19 protein-coding genes are annotated in these 19,172 nt (G+C 34.0%); 1 reads left to right on the plus strand and 18 read right to left on the minus strand.

What is annotated here, in order from left to right; genetic code table 11:
* Positions 1-36: 36 nt before the first annotated feature.
* From dnaK to truB, 10 genes are all read right to left on the minus strand, one after another.
* Positions 37-1,872 (minus strand): molecular chaperone DnaK, encoded by a 1,836-nt coding sequence (dnaK, locus tag RWZ86_RS00575; RefSeq protein ID WP_314679113.1) that lies wholly within the window; start codon positions 1,870-1,872, stop codon positions 37-39.
* A 45-nt stretch (positions 1,873-1,917) separates the two neighbouring features.
* Complete coding sequence (grpE, locus tag RWZ86_RS00580) at positions 1,918-2,481, minus strand: nucleotide exchange factor GrpE (RefSeq protein ID WP_314112624.1); 564 nt, start codon at positions 2,479-2,481, stop codon at positions 1,918-1,920.
* Positions 2,482-2,495: 14 nt separating this feature from the next.
* Positions 2,496-3,536 (minus strand): heat-inducible transcriptional repressor HrcA, encoded by a 1,041-nt coding sequence (gene hrcA / locus RWZ86_RS00585; RefSeq protein WP_314112625.1) that lies wholly within the window; start codon positions 3,534-3,536, stop codon positions 2,496-2,498.
* Positions 3,537-3,850: 314 nt separating this feature from the next.
* On the minus strand, positions 3,851-4,501 hold the full coding sequence (locus tag RWZ86_RS00590) for an aspartate/glutamate racemase family protein (RefSeq protein WP_314679115.1): 651 nt from the start codon (positions 4,499-4,501) through the stop codon (positions 3,851-3,853).
* Positions 4,502-4,899: 398 nt separating this feature from the next.
* The gene (locus tag RWZ86_RS00595; protein WP_314679117.1) at positions 4,900-5,760 is read right to left on the minus strand and encodes a helix-turn-helix domain-containing protein; all 861 of its coding nucleotides are present in this window, start codon (positions 5,758-5,760) and stop codon (positions 4,900-4,902) included.
* A gap of 130 nt (positions 5,761-5,890) precedes the next feature.
* The gene (gene efp, locus RWZ86_RS00600) at positions 5,891-6,454 is read right to left on the minus strand and encodes an elongation factor P (protein WP_006702601.1); all 564 of its coding nucleotides are present in this window, start codon (positions 6,452-6,454) and stop codon (positions 5,891-5,893) included.
* Between the two features lie 61 nt (positions 6,455-6,515).
* A complete protein-coding gene (gene purB / locus RWZ86_RS00605) occupies positions 6,516-7,811 on the minus strand; it encodes an adenylosuccinate lyase (protein ID WP_314679119.1) in 1,296 nt (431 codons plus the stop codon).
* Positions 7,812-7,822: 11 nt separating this feature from the next.
* Positions 7,823-8,254 carry a GNAT family N-acetyltransferase gene (locus RWZ86_RS00610; protein ID WP_314679121.1) on the minus strand — a complete coding sequence of 144 codons (432 nt, stop codon included), beginning with the start codon at positions 8,252-8,254 and terminating at the stop codon, positions 7,823-7,825.
* A gap of 12 nt (positions 8,255-8,266) precedes the next feature.
* On the minus strand, positions 8,267-9,208 hold the full coding sequence (ribF, locus tag RWZ86_RS00615) for a riboflavin biosynthesis protein RibF (protein ID WP_314679122.1): 942 nt from the start codon (positions 9,206-9,208) through the stop codon (positions 8,267-8,269).
* Positions 9,209-9,223: 15 nt separating this feature from the next.
* Positions 9,224-10,126 carry a tRNA pseudouridine(55) synthase TruB gene (gene truB / locus RWZ86_RS00620; RefSeq protein ID WP_314679124.1) on the minus strand — a complete coding sequence of 301 codons (903 nt, stop codon included), beginning with the start codon at positions 10,124-10,126 and terminating at the stop codon, positions 9,224-9,226.
* Between the two features lie 184 nt (positions 10,127-10,310).
* Here truB and RWZ86_RS00625 point away from each other — a divergent pair, with 184 nt between their 5' ends.
* Positions 10,311-11,156, plus strand: coding sequence for a DegV family protein (locus RWZ86_RS00625; protein ID WP_314679126.1), 846 nt, complete (start codon positions 10,311-10,313; stop codon positions 11,154-11,156).
* Positions 11,157-11,364: 208 nt separating this feature from the next.
* On the opposite strand, the gene RWZ86_RS00630 is transcribed toward RWZ86_RS00625, so the two are convergent.
* From RWZ86_RS00630 to RWZ86_RS00665, 8 genes are all read right to left on the minus strand, one after another.
* A complete protein-coding gene (locus RWZ86_RS00630; protein ID WP_314679127.1) occupies positions 11,365-12,516 on the minus strand; it encodes a DUF819 family protein in 1,152 nt (383 codons plus the stop codon).
* A 430-nt stretch (positions 12,517-12,946) separates the two neighbouring features.
* Positions 12,947-13,306 (minus strand): 30S ribosome-binding factor RbfA, encoded by a 360-nt coding sequence (rbfA, locus tag RWZ86_RS00635; protein WP_227931372.1) that lies wholly within the window; start codon positions 13,304-13,306, stop codon positions 12,947-12,949.
* Between the two features lie 36 nt (positions 13,307-13,342).
* On the minus strand, positions 13,343-15,712 hold the full coding sequence (gene infB, locus RWZ86_RS00640; RefSeq protein WP_314679129.1) for a translation initiation factor IF-2: 2,370 nt from the start codon (positions 15,710-15,712) through the stop codon (positions 13,343-13,345).
* 12 nt (positions 15,713-15,724) lie between these two features.
* Entirely contained in the window at positions 15,725-16,051 is a 327-nt protein-coding gene (locus RWZ86_RS00645; protein ID WP_314679131.1) for a ribosomal L7Ae/L30e/S12e/Gadd45 family protein, read from the minus strand.
* Positions 16,038-16,340 carry an RNase P modulator RnpM gene (gene rnpM / locus RWZ86_RS00650; protein WP_314679132.1) on the minus strand — a complete coding sequence of 101 codons (303 nt, stop codon included), beginning with the start codon at positions 16,338-16,340 and terminating at the stop codon, positions 16,038-16,040. The genes RWZ86_RS00645 and rnpM overlap by 14 nt, the downstream gene beginning before the upstream one ends.
* Before the next feature lie 18 nt (positions 16,341-16,358).
* Complete coding sequence (gene nusA, locus RWZ86_RS00655; RefSeq protein ID WP_314679134.1) at positions 16,359-17,468, minus strand: transcription termination factor NusA; 1,110 nt, start codon at positions 17,466-17,468, stop codon at positions 16,359-16,361.
* Positions 17,469-17,506: 38 nt separating this feature from the next.
* Positions 17,507-17,980, minus strand: a complete 474-nt coding sequence (gene rimP / locus RWZ86_RS00660) for a ribosome maturation factor RimP (RefSeq protein WP_006702587.1) — start codon at positions 17,978-17,980, stop codon at positions 17,507-17,509.
* Positions 17,981-18,411: 431 nt separating this feature from the next.
* Positions 18,412-19,170 (minus strand): RNA methyltransferase, encoded by a 759-nt coding sequence (locus RWZ86_RS00665; protein ID WP_314679136.1) that lies wholly within the window; start codon positions 19,168-19,170, stop codon positions 18,412-18,414.
* Positions 19,171-19,172: the final 2 nt, after the last annotated feature.

Below are 19,172 nucleotides of genomic sequence, written 5' to 3' on the forward strand. Positions count from 1 at the left end.
AGTGGAAGAAGTTCTCCCACTCTTACTTACTCTATATTAGTCTTTTACTTCTTCGAAGTCAGCATCTACTACGCCATCTTGTGGTTGAGAGCTTGCTTGTTCAGCTCCTGCTGCTCCTTGAGCTGCTTGGCTAGCTGCTGCTGCTTGTTCATATAATTTTACAGATAAGTTTTGAACAACTTCATTTAAAGCGTCACGTTTAGCTTTCATTGCTTCTAAATCATTTGCTTCTACAGCTGCTTTTAATTCATCACGAGCTGTTTCAGCTTTTTTAACATCTTCAGCATCTACTTTGCCTTCTAAGTCTTTCAATGTTTTATCTACTGTGAAGATTAATTGATCTACTTCATTACGTAAATCTACTTCTTCTTTACGTTTTTTATCTGCTTCAGCATTCGCTTCAGCATCTTTTACCATGCGTTCGATTTCTTCGTCTGATAAACCTGATGAAGATTTAATCGTGATTGTTTGTTCTTTACCAGTACCTAAGTCTTTTGCACGAACATTTACAATACCGTTTTTATCGATATCGAATGTTACTTCAATTTGAGGCACACCACGAGGTGCAGCTGGGATATCTGTTAATTGGAAGCGACCTAAAGTTTTGTTGTCTGCTGCCATTGGACGTTCCCCTTGTAATACGTGAACATCTACTGCTGGTTGATTATCTGCAGCTGTTGAGAACACTTGTGATTTACTTGTTGGGATTGTTGTATTACGATCGATTAATTTAGTAAATACACCACCCATTGTTTCAATCCCTAATGATAATGGAGTAACGTCTAATAATACGATATCTTTCACATCACCTGAGATAACTCCACCTTGGATTGCAGCACCCATTGCTACTACTTCGTCAGGGTTTACTGATTTGTTTGGTTCTTTACCAGTTTCTTTACGAACAGCTTCTACAACTGCTGGAATACGAGTTGATCCACCAACTAAGATTACTTGGTCGATTTCGCTTGCTGATAATCCTGCATCGCTTAATGCACGACGTACTGGTTCTTTTGTACGTTCAACTAAATCTAATGTTAATTGATCAAATTTAGCACGAGTTAATGTTACTTCTAAGTGTAATGGTCCAGCTTCACCTGCAGTGATGAATGGTAAGCTGATTTGTGTTGAAGTTACACCTGATAAATCTTTTTTAGCTTTTTCAGCAGCATCTTTCAAACGTTGCATTGCCATTTTATCTTGTGATAAATCAATTCCGTTGTCACGTTTAAATTCAGCAACTAAGAATTCAATAATTTTGTTATCGAAGTCGTCTCCACCTAAGTGGTTGTCTCCTGCTGTTGATAATACATCGAATACGCCGTCTCCTAACTCTAAGATAGATACGTCGAATGTACCACCACCTAAGTCGAATACTAAGATTTTTTCTTCGTGGTCTACTTTATCTAAACCATATGCTAAAGCTGCAGCAGTTGGTTCGTTAACGATACGTTCTACTTCTAAACCTGCGATACGTCCTGCATCTTTAGTTGCTTGACGTTGAGCGTCATTGAAGTAAGCTGGTACAGTAATAACTGCTTTTTCAACTTTTTCACCTAAATATTCTTCAGCATAACCTTTTAAGTATTGTAAGATCATAGCTGAAATTTCTTGTGGTGTATATTGTTTGCCTTCGATTTCAACTTTATATGATGCGTCACCCATATGACGTTTAATAGATGAAATTGTATTTAAGTTTGTTACAGCTTGACGTTTTGCAACTTCACCTACTTGAATTTCACCATTTTTGAAGGCTACAACAGATGGTGTTGTACGGTTTCCTTCTGGGTTTGGAATAATTTTAGATTCATTTCCTTCTAATACAGCAACTGCTGAGTTTGTAGTTCCTAAGTCAATACCAATAATTTTACTCATAATTCATACACTCCTATAATTTTAATTTTAAATTTTTTAATTGGCTTATTGAGAGACGATAACCATCGCTGGTCTTAAGACACGGTCTTTCAACATATAGCCTTTTTGAAATACTTGAACAACAACATCACTTTCTTGTCCTTCTTCAGCTGGAATCGCTTGAACAGCGTGATGTTTATTAGGGTCAAATGGTTGATTTAATGCTTCAATTTCTTCAATACCTTCTTCTTTTAGGGCATATAAGAAACCTTCATATACCATTTCAATCCCTTTTTTAAGATTTTTCGCTTCTTCTGATTCACTAGGTGAGGCAATCGCTCTTTCTAGATTATCAATGACATTCAATAAGTTTTGTGCTAGAGATTGACTACGATACTTCGCTGCATCTTGTCTTTCTTTTGCATTTCTTTTTTGAATATTCGCAATTTCTGCAGATAAGCGATATACTTGGTCATTTAATTGAGAAACTTCTTGTTGTAATTTTTCTTCAACAGAAGGTTCTTCCTCAACGGTTTCTTCGACAGTTTCTTGAAACTCTTCTGTTTCAGGAGATTTCTCTTCTTCTACTTCTTGAGTTTGTTGAACGTCTTTTTCTTCATTTGTTTCCAAGCTTCCATCTCCTTTTATAAATTTTTATAATATTGCTCCATTGTTGTTGTGAGCTCTTCTTGTAATCCTTTGACAATCGATAGGACATTCGAATACGGCATATTTTTAGGTCCTAATAAAGCAATAATTCCTTTATCGTGTTTTGGAGTTTCATAGCTTGCTGTAATAATACTAAATTCTCCTAATAATGGATCATTCATCTCAGACCCTAAACGAATTTGGATATCTCGGTTAGAAGGCATCACTAATTCGTGCATCTTCGATTGGTCATCCATTAATCGATAGATTTCTTTTAAATGATGGACATTAGCATGTGAGTCGAAGTAGTTTAATAAATATCTTCTTCCTGCAACATGGAGTCTATCTTGTTCAAATTGGTTCATCATATCTTGAATCACTTTAACAATTTGAATTTGAGAATTCATATATCGATTCATTAAAGCTGGTAAATCAGACTTCAAACGTTGGAGAACTGTTTCTAGTGGCAAGCCAATCAATTCCTCATTAATAATTCGAACGACTTTATCTAAGTCGGAATCATCAATCGCACTTGGAATCGAGTACACTTTATTTTCAACTAAACCATTGCTCATGACTAAAATCGCCATTACTTGGTTTAGCCCTAGTCGAACAAGTCGAAATCCAGATAATGTAGCACTCCTTACTTCGGGTCCAATGGAAATCGTTGTGTAATTCGTGAGTGTCGACAAAATATCTGCCGAAACTTTAAAAACATCTTGAATTTCCATGGTCGATTGTTGGAAAGTTTCACGGATTTGATTACGAATACTTAATGAAACTGGACTGTTTTGAACAGGTAAAATATTATCTAAATAATATCGATACCCCTGATTCGATGGAACACGTCCTGAAGAGGTATGGTTCTTTTCAAGATATCCCATCTCTTCTAGCTTCATCATTTCATTTCGAATGGTTGCAGAGCTAACTGCTAAACCCGTTTGCTGCATCAACTTTTTTGATCCAACTGGTTCTAATGTTTCCGTATATAGTTGAATAATCGATTGTAAGATTAGCAATTGTCTATCGGTTAACATTTTGGTCACCTCTCTTTAGCACTTGACTAAGACGAGTGCTAACCACATGTATAATTTATCATATTGGTCAAATTAAGTCAATAATAAAACACTCAGACTTTAGTCTGATTTTAAAAATAATTTATATAGAACAAAAAAGGCTATGTATCGGGATTTCTCCTTTACATAGCCTAAAATAAATAGACTGTAATATGTAGTAGCAAGGTCGCAAGCAGCCAGCTAAAGCTGTCTCATTGCTAAAAATTAAGCCTAAGGTCTTAATTTTTCCCTATAGTCTGCTACTACATAATAGTCTTATATTTATAATTTTAACTTTATACTAATTTCTCTTTTAATGTTCTGACCATATATTCTCCTACGTCAATAATTGGGAGTTTGGTCAAACTTTCTAATTCTTCTTTGATATAAGGAAAATGAGTACATCCTAAAATGACTGCTTCTACATTGCTTCCATTAAAAAATGAAAACAAACTGCTAAAGTCAAACTTTGTTGCAATTTCTTTTGGAGTTAGATTAGCTTCAATAGATTTGACTAATTCAAGTAACGTAATTCCGATGACTTGTAAACTTGGATTTGCTTTATATAAATTATTCTCCACTCCCATTAATCCATGAGAGTTTGCTGCCATAACAGCCACTTGTTGATAATCCATTGCTAATTGACGATACATTTGCATTGGCGTAATCATTGGCATCTCATACTCCTGAGATAATTGATCAAAATCTACTACCGAACTAAGAGAATTACAATATACAAAAATGGCATCATATTCGGCTCTAAGTTCTTCAACCTTTTCTCTCATAAAAGCCATTCGATATTCACTAGATGAAGATTGAAAAGTTGTTTGTTCAATCGGATTATTCGAAATAGGAACGGGCAAAATATCGACAAAGCCATGCTTTTCTAATAATTCCTTTCCTAATCTTGAATCAACAGGAGTTCCACCCATTACTGCAATTTTCATCTCTATCACCTCTTTAACACTTTTTGCTAGTGTAACATAGGATAGTAGAAATGGAAACAGAAGCGAATTTCTTTTATTTTAAGAAACTATTTTTTATTATTTTGTTTACTTTTCTCTTTGTTTAATCTATACAGCTCAAAACCTGTATAAAAAATTTGAAAATAAATTTGATGAGGAATTCGATTCTTAAAGTATTCAGTAAAATATGCTAAGAAAACGATAATGATATTTGTAACTGTTATAAGTAAGAACCTTTTAGAATGTAACAATAATGATGCATACTCTTTAAAATTTCCCATATAATAACTCTTCTTTCTTATAAGGATTTTATTTACAATTAAATTTTAACAGTTATTAAAATAAAGAGTATAATACAATCAAATTTATGGATAAACAACTTAAGCATTCTCTTCCGTAAACTTCTTCAATACTTTCTGATGTTCAATAGCTTTTGAAATATCATTCATGAAATAGAAATATTCGATACACTTCTTACATAATTTCTCTCCTTCATCTCTATTTTTTGTACCAATTAAATAGAGTCCTTTGAAAAATTTACATTGATTCTTTTCATAATATAATTCTGTATCATTTAAATGCTTTTCAATGATATCTATGACTTCTATTGCAGAATTAAAATTATTATCCTTCAAATCTGCATAACAAACATTCAATAAAATTCGAGAAAAAATCTCAGTATAATTTTTATCCGAATAAAATAATTGACTCTTTCGATTTATCATTTTCACTAATTTGTGTCTCATATCTGATGACATAAATCCTACAAAATTACCAATTAAACTAATTTCATAACGTCCACATTCATCAACAGTTAAGATATAATGAATAATTTCCTGAATATCATGATGATTAAATGGAGTGTTAGAAAATTTATCAATATAAGCCTTTAATAGAATGACATTATGTTTATGTCGAATATTATTTGATTTACTTTTTAATTCAATTTCCCGAGTTAATAATTCGTTTAATAAGTACAAATCATTATTGGCTACTGCAATAGATAAGTCTTTTAAAAAAGTAGATTGGTTATTTTGCGTCTTATCTAAGAGTAATTCAAATTCAAAAAGTGAAATATTTAATCTATCTAATAGTTTCAATAAAGTTTGAAAAGATACATCATTTTCACCACGTTCAATTTTTGATAAATGATTTTTGGATAAAATTCCATCTGATAAATCAGATTGGGAAACTCCTTTTTCTTTTCTTAAAGATTTTAGTAAATAACCGTATTGATTCATAACTTCACATCCACTACTCATATTTGATTACATTTTCATCATTTTATCACAAACAGAAGGAAATTCTACATCTATTTCAATAAAAAAATAACAGTTCGCAAATGCAAACTGTTATTCTTCATTTTATTCATTATTTAGTTGCACGACGTACGTATGTACCTTCTGAAGTGTTAACTTCTAAGTACTCGCCAGCTTCGATGAAGTCTGGAACGTTTACGACTAAACCTGTTTCCATAGTTGCTGGTTTACCAGAACCTGTAACAGTAGCACCTTTAATTGATGGTTGAGTTTCTGTTACTTGTAACACAACTGTTGAAGGTAATGAAACCCCAATAACTTCTGTTCCGTAGAATTGGATTTTAACTTCCATGTTTTCCAAAATGTATTTCAATTCGTTTTCGATTGTTTCTTCTGGAATTTCATATTGTTCATAGCTTTCTAAGTCCATGAATACACCAACGTTATCTTGGCTGTATAAGTATTGAACGTCTTTAGTATCAATGTGTGCACGTTCTACTTTTTCATCAGGTCTCATTGTAGTATCTACTGTTGATCCGTTACGAACGTCACGGATTTTCATACGCATTACAGTATTTCCTTTACCTGGTTTGTGGTGGCTGATTTCCAACACTTTAATTAATTTTCCATCAAGAATGAAAGTCATTCCTGCTTTTAAATCACTTACGTTAATCATGTTAACTCTCCTTCATATTTTGTTTACTATACGTTTATACCATATTTTTTAGAAAAATGCACTAGTCAAGTCCAACTCTATGGAAAATTTCATCAACTTGTCGAATATGATAGTAATAATCAAAGGCATCATTCAACTCTTCTGCACTTAAATGTGACATAATTTCTTCGTGGTTCTCAATAATTTCTCTAAAGGAACGTTGTTCATCCCAAGCTAATGCTGTACATGGTTGTACTAAGTCATAAGCTTTTTCACGGCTTAATCCTTTATCGATTAATTTTAATAGAACACGTTGGCTATAAATTAATCCAAATGTTGCATCCATATTTTTAAGCATTCGATCAGGAAAAACCGTTAAGTTTTTAACAATATTACCAAAACGATTTAACATATAATTTAATAAAATCGTGCTATCTGGAATAATGATTCGTTCGGCTGAAGAATGCGAAATATCTCTTTCATGCCATAAATTAACATTTTCATACGCTGTTACCATATGTCCACGAATCACTCTTGATAAGCCAGCCATATTTTCTGAACCAATTGGGTTTCTCTTGTGCGGCATTGCTGAAGATCCTTTTTGACCTTTTGCAAAAAATTCTTCCACTTCACGTGTTTCTGATTTTTGCAAGCCTCGAATTTCAGTCGCAAATTTTTCAATACTAGTTGCAATTAAAGCAATCGTTGAAATGTAATCTGCATGTAAATCTCTCGATAAGATTTGTGTTGAAATTTCTTGTGGACGAATTTGTAACTGCCCACATACATATGCTTCTACTGAAGTTGGAATATTGGCAAAAGTTCCAACGGCTCCACTAATTTTACCAGCTTCTACCCCTTGGGCAGCACGCTCAAATCGTTCAATATTGCGTTTCATTTCTGAATACCAAAGTGCTAATTTTAACCCAAAAGTCGTAGGCTCTGCATGTACACCATGCGTTCTTCCCATACATACCGTATATTTATGTTCCAGCGCTTTTTGTTGAATAATTTCTAGGAAATGTCTTAAATCTTTTCTTAAAATATCATTCGCTTGTTTTAATTGATAACCATAGGCAGTATCCACTACATCCGTACTTGTTAAACCATAGTGAACCCATTTACGTTCTTCTCCTAAAGTTTCACTAACCGCACGAGTAAAGGCTACAACATCGTGTCTTGTTTCTTCTTCAATTTCTAAAATTCTGTCCACTGAAAAACTAGCATGGTCACGAATTTTTTGAACATCATCTTTAGGAATCTCTCCTAACTCTGCCCAAGCTTCGCAAGCTAAAATCTCAACTTCTAACCAACAACGATAACGATTTTCATCTGACCAAATATTAGCCATTTCTGGTCTGGTGTAACGAGTAATCATACAAATGCCTCCTATTTTAAAATCATATCCATATGTTCAATTCCAACTAGCTGATAAGGTTGTGACCACACTTCGAAGCCTAATGACTCATAGAATTGTTGTAAATACGTTTGTGCATGAATCATAATTGGTTGATCGACATACCATTCTTGACAAATTTCTATCGCTCTTTCCATTAGAGCTGTCCCTTTTCCTTGTCTACGATAAGCTTCATCAACAAGGACACGTCCGATATGAGCGCCATCTACTTCTTGGAAAATTCGTAAATAAGCAATCACTTTTCCAGATTCATCAGTTTCAAATAAATGCCACGCTCTTTTATCAATTTCATCCACTTCTTGATAATTTAATTGTTGTTCCACAATAAAGGTCTGAATTCTTGCTTTATAAATTTCAATGACTTCTGTTTTCGATAATTCGTCAAAATTTTTCAAGTACCACATATTTTTCCCCTATTATTTTTCAAAATATTTTTTAGTATTTAATTCATCCTCTTTTAATTGAGCAATCAGTGCCTCTACTCCATCGAATTTTAATTCGTCTCGTAAATAATGCAACCATTTTACTCTTACTGGGAATTCATAAATATCTCTTTGGAAATCTAAAATATAGACTTCAATCGTAATTTTTGTGACATCATTAAAAGTTGGATTCACACCAATTGAAGCCATCGCAGGATACCATTTGTCTTCAACTTGAATTTCTACAATGTAAACACCATTTTTCAATAAATACGTATCCGTTGAAACATCAATATTTGCTGTTGGAAATCCTAATAAGGCACTTCCACGTCCAAAACCATGAACCACTTTTCCAATCATCGTATATTCATAGCCTAATAGTGCATTTGCTTCTTCAATTTGACCTGTTTCTAAATATTGTCGAATAGCGGTTGACCCAATTTTTTCTTCTTCAGTATGTTGTTCTGAGATTGTTACAATCGAGAATCTTTCTTTTGCATATGTCGGTAATAATTCCATATTCGCAATATCTTTTTTCCCATAAGTGTAATCAAATCCTGCTACAACTGCTACAGCATTTAGCCCAACCATATATTGATTCACAAACTCTTGCGGACTTAATGAAGCAAATTCTTTTGTAAAATCAATAACGTAAAAAATATCTACTCCAAATTCTTCTAATAATTCTACCTTTCTTTCAAAAGGAGAAAGATATTGTAATTCGTCTGGGTGTGCTCCTTGGAATATAATCGAAGGATGATGGTCAAATGACATTAACGCTAATTTAACGCCTAGTTCTTGAGCTTTTTCCTTTGCTTGTTGAATCACTTCCTGATGTCCTAAATGAATGCCATCAAAAAATCCAAGTGCCAACACAATCGGTTCTTGAACAATTTGAGAAGACTCATAAGGATGGGTGATTTTTATAATTTGCATGTTATCTCTCTTTCCTTAAAACATTTTAATCGGTTTTAATAGTCCTTTTTTTTCAGGATGAGGTCCATATAAGGCTATTAATTCACCTTCAATATAAAAAGTTGAAGGTTCTATCACTTGTGGTAATTCTGCTATTGTTAAAATGGCTCCATTTTTTACTTTTGTAATAAACTCCTCTGGAACATCTACCCTAGGGTATGTTTCAAACACTTCTTCTAAAGGACGAAGAATGGATTGTGCTTGATTTTGTTCTACAAAAGCTTCTAATTGTGATAAGGTCACACATTGTTCTGAAACAAATGGTCCACTTTTAATACGAGTTAATTGAGACATATGAGCAGGAACGCCTAGTTTTTCTCCTAAATCAACTGCTAATGTTCGAACATAAGTCCCTTTACTGCAGCTAACTTCAAATGTCCATTTTTGTGTTTTAGTAACTTCATCATAAACAGGAGTCGAAGTTCGTTTAAACTCGTAAATTTTCACTCTTCTTTCTGGACGTTCTACAGGTACCCCTTTACGAGCATATTCGTACAGTCTTTTACCATTGACTTTTACAGCAGAATACATTGGTGGGATTTGAATAATTTCTCCCTTGAAAGTTTCCATCATGGCATCAATTTCTTCAATTGTAAATGGAGAAATAATCTCTTCTTGCTTCACGATTTCTCCATGTGCATCTTCTGTTTCAGTTGCGATTCCTAAACAGATTTCTCCTTGATAGACTTTATTAGATTCTAATAAATACTCTACCACTTTTGTTGCTTTTCCAATACAAATTGGTAAAACACCATCTACTTCTGGATCTAAAGTTCCTGAATGCCCTACTTTTTTCGTTTGTAATAAGCGTCTCACTTTAAAGACACAGTCGAATGAAGTCATTCCTTTTTCTTTCCATAATGGTAAAATTCCGTCCATTGATTTCTTCCTTTTTCAATAAATTTAACTTAATAACCTTTCATATTTTATCATAGATTTCCTTAAAAACAAACAAATCCTATGCTAGAACAAGTTGCTATTCTCAGTAAAAAATATTAATGCTAGGCGTTTGATAAAAAAATATGCTATGATAGAAATACATTAAGTTAAAAGGAGTGACAACATGTCTCGTATAATGATAGTGACAGATTCAACTGCTGATTTAACCGAACAAGAAATCCAAGATTTCAATATTCATGTAGTTCCATTAAATATTACAATTCAAGAGGAACATTATTTAGACGGTGAAACTATTACAAAAGAAGAATTCAAAAATAAAATGATTACAAGTTCTGAATTACCAATGACTGCTCAACCTTCTATTGGTCGTTTTGTAGAACTTTATGATGAATTAGGAAAAGATGGATCGCAAATTATTTCGATTCACTTAATGAATTCGATTAGTGGAACTGTGAATGCTGCAAGACAAGCAGCTGACATTACGGAATCAACTGTAACGGTTGTTGATTCAGACTTCACTTCTCGTTCAATGGGAATTATTGTTCGTGAAGCTGCTCAAGCTGCAAAAGAAGGTAAGAGTGCTGAAGAAGTTTTAGCAGTTATTGAAAGTACTCGTCAACGTACGAAATTATATTTAACTGTTTTAAATTTAGATAATTTAATTAAGGGTGGCCGTATTAGTCGTGTCATGGGAGCTTTCTCTAATTTATTAAATATCAAACTGTTCTTAGAAGTTATTAATGGTAAAATTGAGATTGTTCAAAAAGGGAGAGGTTTAAAGTCTCTTCAGAAGAAATATGATGAAGTTTTTGAGGAAATGAAAGCTTGCCCTACTGGGATTCAAGAAATTGGCATTATGCATGCTGGATTAAATGAGTTTAATCAGTCTCAAATTGATACTTTACGTGAGTTATTCCCAGAGGCTAAACTTACAATTGTAATGACTTCCCCAATTATTATGAGCCATACAGGTGTAGATGCGATGGCGGTTACTTACCTAGAAAAATAAATTTAAATTGACTTTCAAATAGTAGCAAGGACGGCAGCAGCTTCGCGTAGCGAATCTCATGCCTAAATTTTGAGCCTTAGGTCTCAAAATTTCCTGAAAGATAAGCCTCTGGCTTATCTTTCCCATACTACTATAGGAAGTCTTTTTCATTAAAATAAGACAAACATCTTCTTAGTTTTTTCTTCTAAGTTGATGTTTGTCTTTTCTGTTACATGAGGAAGTTTCCTACTAATATTCCTATATACGTTCCTAATATATATCCTAATGTTCCTACTAACATAGTTGGTGCTACGAAGCGGTGCCAGCCTTTTGATACTGCCATGGCTGCTGCCGTTGTTGGACCACCAATGTTTGCATTGGATGCTAAAATAGCTTCTTCAATCGTAAAGCCAAATACTTTTGCCCCTAAGAAAGTTACGAACATATTTACAAAAACCATAATAGCACAGAACACTAAAAGTAATGGAGATTTTGCAATAATCGCCTCAATTGAAGCTGGAATCCCAATTACGACAAAGAATAAGTAAATTAAGAAAGTTCCAATTTCATTTGCTCCATGAATTTTCTTGAAAAATGAAGAAAATAACGTTGAAGCTGCTACTGTTAAAGTTGTTAGAATCAAATATTTATTAGAAATAAATTGAACCACACTATTTTGTCCAAGAGTGGCAATTCCTTTTGATAAACTAAAGCTTACTGTTACAATCACTACTGCTATCGCAAATACAAAAGCAATATCTTGTAAAGTCACAAGCGTTTTAGATTGAAATTCTTTTGAATCCTCTACCTCTTCATTTGAATAAGCAGATTTAAAATGTTTTTTGAAAAATGCCATAGATGGAATCATTAATAAAATTAAGAAATAAAACACCATTAATAAATTATCCGCTACAGTAGCTGCAGAAATTAATTCCTTTGGAATATCAAAAGCAGTTGCTACTGCGACAAAGTTAACTCCTCCACCGATATAACTTCCAACCATCATTCCGGCAATATGATTCAACACCGGAATCATTTTTCCTAAGAAAGCATATCCTACTAAAGCCCCTAAAACAGTTCCGACAGAACTAATTAAGAAAATCATTAATAGACGTCCGCTTTCCTTCCAAATTTGTTTTAAATCACATGTAAATAGCAACATTGGAATGGCTAATGGAACGACAATATCCCAGACTTGATCATAAACAGGAGATTCAACAGGGATGATACCAACATTACTTAAAGTTGCTGCTGCTAATAAACCAATAATTGGACCACTAATTTTTGAAGCCCACTTATAATGATTTTCTAAATAAATACTTGCTGTTGCAATGACAATAATAATGGACCAAAGAATCCAAGTTTCATTTGCAGAAATCATAGCACACCTCTTTTATTCATAGTGTATTTATTATACCACAGATAGAAATTTTTTCACGATGTTATTGAAATAAATAAATACACTCTCTGTAGTAGCTTGGGACGCAAGCAGCCTCGCTTTTGCGAGTCTCATTGCTAAAATTTGAGCCTAAGGTCTCAATTTTTCCCGTAATGAAATCCTTCATCAGGATTCCATTACACTAGCTACTACGGAGAGTATTTTTTGTTATAATTTTTTACGTTTCCTACTTAGAAGTATTAAATCTTAAGGTAAATGCAAATAAAAAAATTCTATAGTAATATGCGTAAAAGTAGCCATCTGGCTACTTTTACTAGGAAAATTTGAGACTATGGCTCAAATTTTAGCCAAGAGACCCCATAGGGGGCTACTGGCGTCCTATATTACTATAGAAAAACTTTTTTATTTGTATTTAACGCTCTTCGTCCTCTTGTTGGATACTCTTCAACAATTCTTCAATATGGTTTCCATAATCAACAGACTCATCACGTTTAAAAATTAATTCAGGCGTTTTATAGAGAGATAAACGTTTCCCTAATTCACGACGAATTAAACCTTTAGATTTTTCCAATCCACGTTCAGTTGCTTGGCGCTCACTCGCTAAAGTTTGCAAAGTAGTATAATAAACCGTCGCAATTTGTAAATCGCCCGTTACATCTACCTCAGTAATTGTAATTTCTTGCACACGAGGATCACGAACTTTTTTAGACAAAATATCATTCACTTCTCTCAAAATCTCTTGAGAAACACGACCAACACGGAAATTCGCCATTTGATACTCTCCTCTCTTCATTCCATCATTTAATGATTATTTTCTTTTAATTTCAACCATTTCAAATGCTTCGATGATGTCATCTACTTTAATATCATTGTAGCCTTCAATCATAATTCCACATTCAAATCCAAGTTTAACTTCTTTAGCATCGTCTTTGAAGCGTTTCAAGCTTGCTAATTCACCTTCGTAAATAACAATGTTATCACGGATTAAACGAACTTGACTAGAACGTTTAACAACCCCTTCAGTTACATATGAACCAGCAATTGTACCTAATTTAGATACTGTATAAGTTTCACGAACGATAGCAGAACCAGTAATTTTCTCTTCAAATTCAGGATCTAACATACCTTTCATCGCTGTTTCAATTTCATCAATAACATTATAAATAATACGGTGTAAACGAATATCTACTTGATCAGATTCAGCTTGAATTTTCGCTTGAGGTGTAGGTCTAACGTTGAAACCAATAATAATCGCATTACTTGCTGTTGCTAAAGTAATATCACTTTCATTAATTGCCCCAACAGCTGTATGGATAATTTTCACACGTACGCCTTCAACTTCAATTTTTTGTAAACTTGAAGCTAAAGCTTCTACAGAACCTTGCACGTCTGCTTTAATAATAACGTTAACTTCTTTCATTTCTCCATCTTTTAATGTTGAGAATAAGTTATCTAATGTAATACGGCTTGATGCATTACGTTGTTCAATTAAAGCACGTTTCGCACGTTCTTCACCGGCAGCACGAGCTGATTTTTCATCTTCAAATACTACGAAGCGGTCTCCTGCTTGCGGAGATGCATTTAACCCTGTAATTTCTACTGGAGTTGCTGGAACAGCTGTTTTCACACGACGTCCTTGGTCATTTACCATTACACGGACACGTCCGAATGTATTACCAACAACGATTGGATCCCCAACTTTAAGAGTTCCTTCTTGAACTAATAATGTTGCGATAGGTCCTTTTGTTTTATCTAAACGAGCTTCAATAACTGTACCTAATGCTAAACGATTAGCATTTGCACTTAATTCTTGCATTTCAGCTACTAATAAAATCATTTCTAATAATTCTTCGATATTTTGATTAAATTTAGCAGAGATTTCAACAAAGATTGTATCTCCACCCCATGCTTCAGGAACTAAACCTAAATCAGATAATTCTTGCATTACACGACCTGGGTTAGCAGCTGGTTTATCAATTTTGTTTACAGCAACAATAATTGGAACATCTGCAGCTTTTGCATGGTTAATCGCTTCGATTGTTTGTGGCATTACACCGTCATCAGCAGCAACTACAATAATAGTAATATCTGTGATATCCGCACCACGAGCACGCATTGTTGTAAATGCCGCGTGACCTGGTGTATCTAAGAATGTAATTGGTTTGCCATCAATTTTAATTTGGTAAGCACCAATATGTTGTGTAATTCCTCCAGCTTCTCCAGCTACTACAGAAGAATTTCTTAATTGGTCAAGTAAAGTTGTTTTACCATGGTCAACGTGTCCCATGATTGTAACTACTGGAGGACGAACGGCATGTGAGTCGCTCTCAGTAGCTGCTTCTTCAAAGTATACATCTAAATCAGAAATATCTTTTTCGATTTTTTCTTCAGCATCCATACCATAGTCTGCTGCTAATAATTCAATCGCATCTTTTGATAATCCTTGATTTAATGTTGCCATTACTCCTAATAAGAATAATTTTTTAATAATTTCTGCTGGTTCACGTTTAATCTTTTTAGCTAATTCAGCAACTGTCATTCCATCTGTATACACTAATACATCTGGTAATTCATGGAATTTACGTGCTGGAACTGCTGGTTTTTGTTCAGCATTCTTTTGTTGTTTACGGTTATTTTTTTGATGACGATTTTTCTTGTTAAAGTTTTCTTGTTGATTACGTTCGCCACCACGTTTTTGATTTCCACGTTTGAAATCATTATTCTTCTTAGAATCACGATGATTTGAATATGATTCTTCATCATGAGATTGATGTTTTGGTCCTTTGTTTGCTACTTTTTCTTGTTTTTGCATAAATTCCTTCTTATGTCCATTTTTATTTTGATTTGGTTGATGATTTTTATCCTGTTGTTTTGGTGAATGTGCTGGTTTATGTTCCACTTTTTTCACTTCTTCTTTTTTTGCAGTTTCCTTCTTAGGTTCCGCTGCTTCTTTTTTTGCCTCTACTTTTTTAGGCGCAGGAGTTTCTTTCTTTTCAACTACTTTCTTTGGAGCTTCTTTTTTTGTTGAAATAGAAGCTTTAATCTTTGAAACTTCTCCATCTTCCATTGTTGACATATGACTGTTATAAGTAATGCCTAATTGTTTTGCTTTTTCGATAATGTCCTTACTAGGTAGTTTTAACTCTTTTGCAAGTTCATATACACGTGTTTTTGACATACGTTCACCTTCCTATTCGTTCATATCGTTAAATCCTTTCATCTTCATCAGACTTTTTGTAAAACCTTGATCAGCAATTGCGATAATTGAACGTTGTTTTCCAATCGCATTTGAAACTTCTTCTGTTGTAAATTGCTGAATAAAAGGGATTTCATAATATTCACATTTATTTTTGATTTTCTTTACGGTATTCTCACTACTATTTGTTGTACAAATAACGAGATTCACTTTTTCTTTTTGAATACTTTGCAGTACTTGCTCTTCTCCAGATATTAGTTTACGAGCGCGAGTCGCCATTCCTAATAAATTGAGAGCTTTCTTTTTATCAATGCTTTCCATCACTAAATAACTCTTTTCTAGCTTTTTGGTGATCCACATATTGCAATAGTTCTTCATAGAAACTATTTGGGATTTCGATTTCTAATTGACGTTCAAATAAATGATTCTTCCACGCTTTTTCAACAAGAGTCGGTTCTAATGTAATATAAGCTCCTCTTCCATTGACTTTTCCAGTAGGATCAATTTGAGCGACACCTTCACTGTTACGAACAATCCGTACCAATTCTTTCTTAGGCATCATTTCTCCAGAAGCTATACAACGACGCATTGGAACTTTTCTTTTTTTCATAAGATGCCTCCTTAATAATTATTCTTCAGTTTGAACTTCTTCACTTGAAGCTTCTTCAACTGTAGGTAATTCTGAATCTAATTGGTCTAAATATTCTTGATAAGCTGATTCTGATTTAATATCAATACGGAATCCTGTTAATTTAGCTGCTAAACGAGCATTTTGTCCACGTTTCCCAATTGCTAATGATAATTGATGATCCGGAACTACAACGATGCAGCTATTACGATCTGAATCAAAATCTACTTTCACAACTTGTGCAGGATTTAATGCATTCGCAATGTATACTGATGGATCTTCGTTCCATTCAACGATATCCATATTTTCTCCGTTTAATTCATTTACGATATTTTGAACACGTTGACCACGAGGTCCTACGCAAGTACCAACTGGATCTAAGTTCGTATCTCTAGAACGTACCGCAACTTTCGCACGATCTCCTGCTTCACGAGCGATAGAAACAATTTCTACAACTCCTTCGTAAATTTCAGGAACTTCTTGTTCAAATAAACGTTTTAATAAATCTGGATGTGTACGACTTACGAAAATTAATGGACCTTTAGTTGTGTTATCAACTTTAGAAACTAATACTTTAATACGTTGATCTGGTAAATATTCTTCTGTAGGAATTTGATCTTGTTTCGTCATTCCTGCAACAATTTTACCTAAATTCACATATACATAACGGAAATCTTGACGGTCAACAACACCTGTCATAATTTCATTTTCGTATTCGATAAATTCATTATAAATATTTGTACGTTCAGCATCTCTTAAACGTTGCATAATCACTTGTTTCGCTGTTTGAGCAGCAATACGTCCAAAATCTTTTGGAGTTACTTCAAAACGAATTTTATCTCCAACTTCATAAGCTTTATGTAATTCATGAGCTTCTTCAATACTCACTTCAAGTGTTGAATCAAATACATATTCCACAACTTCTTTTACTGCGTATACATGCATTTTTCCTTTTTTAGCATCAAATTCAACTTCAACATTTTGTGCTTGTCCATAGTTTTTCTTATAAGCAGAAACAAGAGCCGCTTCTAAAGCTGTAATGACAACTTCTTTAGAAATCCCTTTTTCTTCTTCAAGAATATTTAATGCTTTAATCATTTCTTTACTCATAATGTGACTCCTTTGTCAAAAATGTTTCTAATTGATTCCTAGAATTGAATCGCTAATCGAGCTTTTGCAATATTTTCACGTACAATCGTAACTGATTTTTTACGTGTTTTAATTTTCACTTCTAAAGTCACTGACTCATCAGTTACTTCCGTTAAAAATCCTTCTAAAAACTTCTCGCCTTCAACTTGTTGATAGAATGATAAATGAACATATTGTCCAATCGCTTCTTTCAAATCTTTCTCAGTTTTCAGAGGACGTTCAGCACCAGGAGAAGATACTTCAAGGAAATACGCTTGAGGAATCGGATCTGGATCTTGTGCATCTAATAATTCACTAAATTTTTCACTCATAAACGCACAATCATCTAAATCAATTCCACCTGGTTTGTCAAGGTAAAAACGTAAAAACCAATTTTTCCCTTCTTTTACAAACTCTAAATCGACTAATTCAAACCCTTCTGCTTCAATAACTGGCAAAGCGAGTGTTGAAACTAATTCTGCTACTTTACTCATAGATAACCTCCTTTACATAACTGCGTAAAAAGAGTGAGCATTCCTGCTCACTCTCCTTTCCACGTCATCTTAATTCATAAATAGTATAGCACAGATGAAAATATCAATCAAACAAAACGCTCATAACTAATAAGAGCCACTACACTAAGGCTAACAATAAACCCCAAAATAGCACCCCTTCAGGCAAACAGCAAAGCGCATTTGCCACACGTCAGCACGTAAAAGATACTTCCGTACCCCACATCCTAAACGTACCCTAATATTATGCCCGAAAAAACATGGGATTGGGCGCCGTTGTGTAAATGAAAGTACTCTGTTCCAGAGTACTTTCATAGGTAATTTTTGAGACCCTAGGCTCAAAAATTAGCCATGAGACTTGCTTCGCAAGGCTGCTGGCAGCCTCACAACCCCAAGCGCAATCCCAAACCAATTTAAATTCTCGTTTGGTACATAAGTACCCCACTAGCAATCGCTACATTCAACGATTCCGCTTGACCAAACATAGGAATCTGAATGATACAATCCGCAGAATCAATCAATTCGTCACGAACGCCATTTCCTTCATTTCCAACCACAATTGCAACAGACTCTCTGCCATTTAACCATTGAAAATCCTTTGCGTCACGATGAAGTGCCGTTACAGCGATTGGAATATCATTTTCTTTTAACTTTCCATACACATCTGTTAAATTTTCATGATAAATTGCTACGTGAAATTGGCTTCCTTGCATGGAACGAACGACTTTGTCATTATATAAATCCACACAGCCTTCTCCTAAAACAACTGCATCAAAACCTGCTGCATCAGCAGTACGAATAATTGTTCCTAAATTACCTGGATCTTGAACCGCATCTGCTAAAAGGTAACGCCCCTGAGGAACTTCGACCAATGTTTTCTTTTCTAATGGTACAATCGCTAAAATACCTTGATTCGTTTGAGTCATCGATAACTTTTCAAACACTTCTTTAGAAACAAACATTGTTGGATAGATTTTTGTCCATTTTTCATAAAGATGAATCGTGTCCTCACTGACTACTAAGCGTTGAATGGAAATATTTGATTGAATGGCTTCTTCAACTAAATGTTCCCCTTCAATCAAATACGCTTCCGCTTTTTTTCTACCTTTAGAAGTTTGTAACTTTTGATAATTTTTAACCATTGCATTTTGGTGCGAACGAATAATTTCCATGT

The organism is uncultured Granulicatella sp. (genome assembly GCF_963545075.1).
Lineage (GTDB): Bacteria > Bacillota > Bacilli > Lactobacillales > Aerococcaceae > Granulicatella.

Bases quoted from the DNA above. Each gene is read 5' to 3' on its own strand.
- dnaK (WP_314679113.1), bottom strand. From the start codon at position 1,872: ATGAGTAAAATTATTGGTATTGACTTAGGAACTACAAACTCAGCAGTT.
- hrcA (WP_314112625.1), bottom strand. From the start codon at position 3,536: ATGTTAACCGATAGACAATTGCTAATCTTACAATCGATTATTCAACTA.
- RWZ86_RS00590 (WP_314679115.1), bottom strand. From the start codon at position 4,501: ATGAAAATTGCAGTAATGGGTGGAACTCCTGTTGATTCAAGATTAGGA.
- RWZ86_RS00595 (WP_314679117.1), bottom strand. From the start codon at position 5,760: ATGAATCAATACGGTTATTTACTAAAATCTTTAAGAAAAGAAAAAGGA.
- efp (WP_006702601.1), bottom strand. From the start codon at position 6,454: ATGATTAACGTAAGTGATTTAAAAGCAGGAATGACTTTCATTCTTGAT.
- purB (WP_314679119.1), bottom strand. From the start codon at position 7,811: ATGATTACTCGTTACACCAGACCAGAAATGGCTAATATTTGGTCAGAT.
- RWZ86_RS00610 (WP_314679121.1), bottom strand. From the start codon at position 8,254: ATGTGGTACTTGAAAAATTTTGACGAATTATCGAAAACAGAAGTCATT.
- ribF (WP_314679122.1), bottom strand. From the start codon at position 9,208: ATGCAAATTATAAAAATCACCCATCCTTATGAGTCTTCTCAAATTGTT.
- truB (WP_314679124.1), bottom strand. From the start codon at position 10,126: ATGGACGGAATTTTACCATTATGGAAAGAAAAAGGAATGACTTCATTC.
- RWZ86_RS00625 (WP_314679126.1), top strand. From the start codon at position 10,311: ATGTCTCGTATAATGATAGTGACAGATTCAACTGCTGATTTAACCGAA.
- RWZ86_RS00630 (WP_314679127.1), bottom strand. From the start codon at position 12,516: ATGATTTCTGCAAATGAAACTTGGATTCTTTGGTCCATTATTATTGTC.
- rbfA (WP_227931372.1), bottom strand. From the start codon at position 13,306: ATGGCGAATTTCCGTGTTGGTCGTGTTTCTCAAGAGATTTTGAGAGAA.
- infB (WP_314679129.1), bottom strand. From the start codon at position 15,712: ATGTCAAAAACACGTGTATATGAACTTGCAAAAGAGTTAAAACTACCT.
- RWZ86_RS00645 (WP_314679131.1), bottom strand. From the start codon at position 16,051: ATGGAAAGCATTGATAAAAAGAAAGCTCTCAATTTATTAGGAATGGCG.
- rnpM (WP_314679132.1), bottom strand. From the start codon at position 16,340: ATGAAAAAAAGAAAAGTTCCAATGCGTCGTTGTATAGCTTCTGGAGAA.
- nusA (WP_314679134.1), bottom strand. From the start codon at position 17,468: ATGAGTAAAGAAATGATTAAAGCATTAAATATTCTTGAAGAAGAAAAA.
- rimP (WP_006702587.1), bottom strand. From the start codon at position 17,980: ATGAGTAAAGTAGCAGAATTAGTTTCAACACTCGCTTTGCCAGTTATT.
- RWZ86_RS00665 (WP_314679136.1), bottom strand. From the start codon at position 19,170: ATGGAAATTATTCGTTCGCACCAAAATGCAATGGTTAAAAATTATCAA.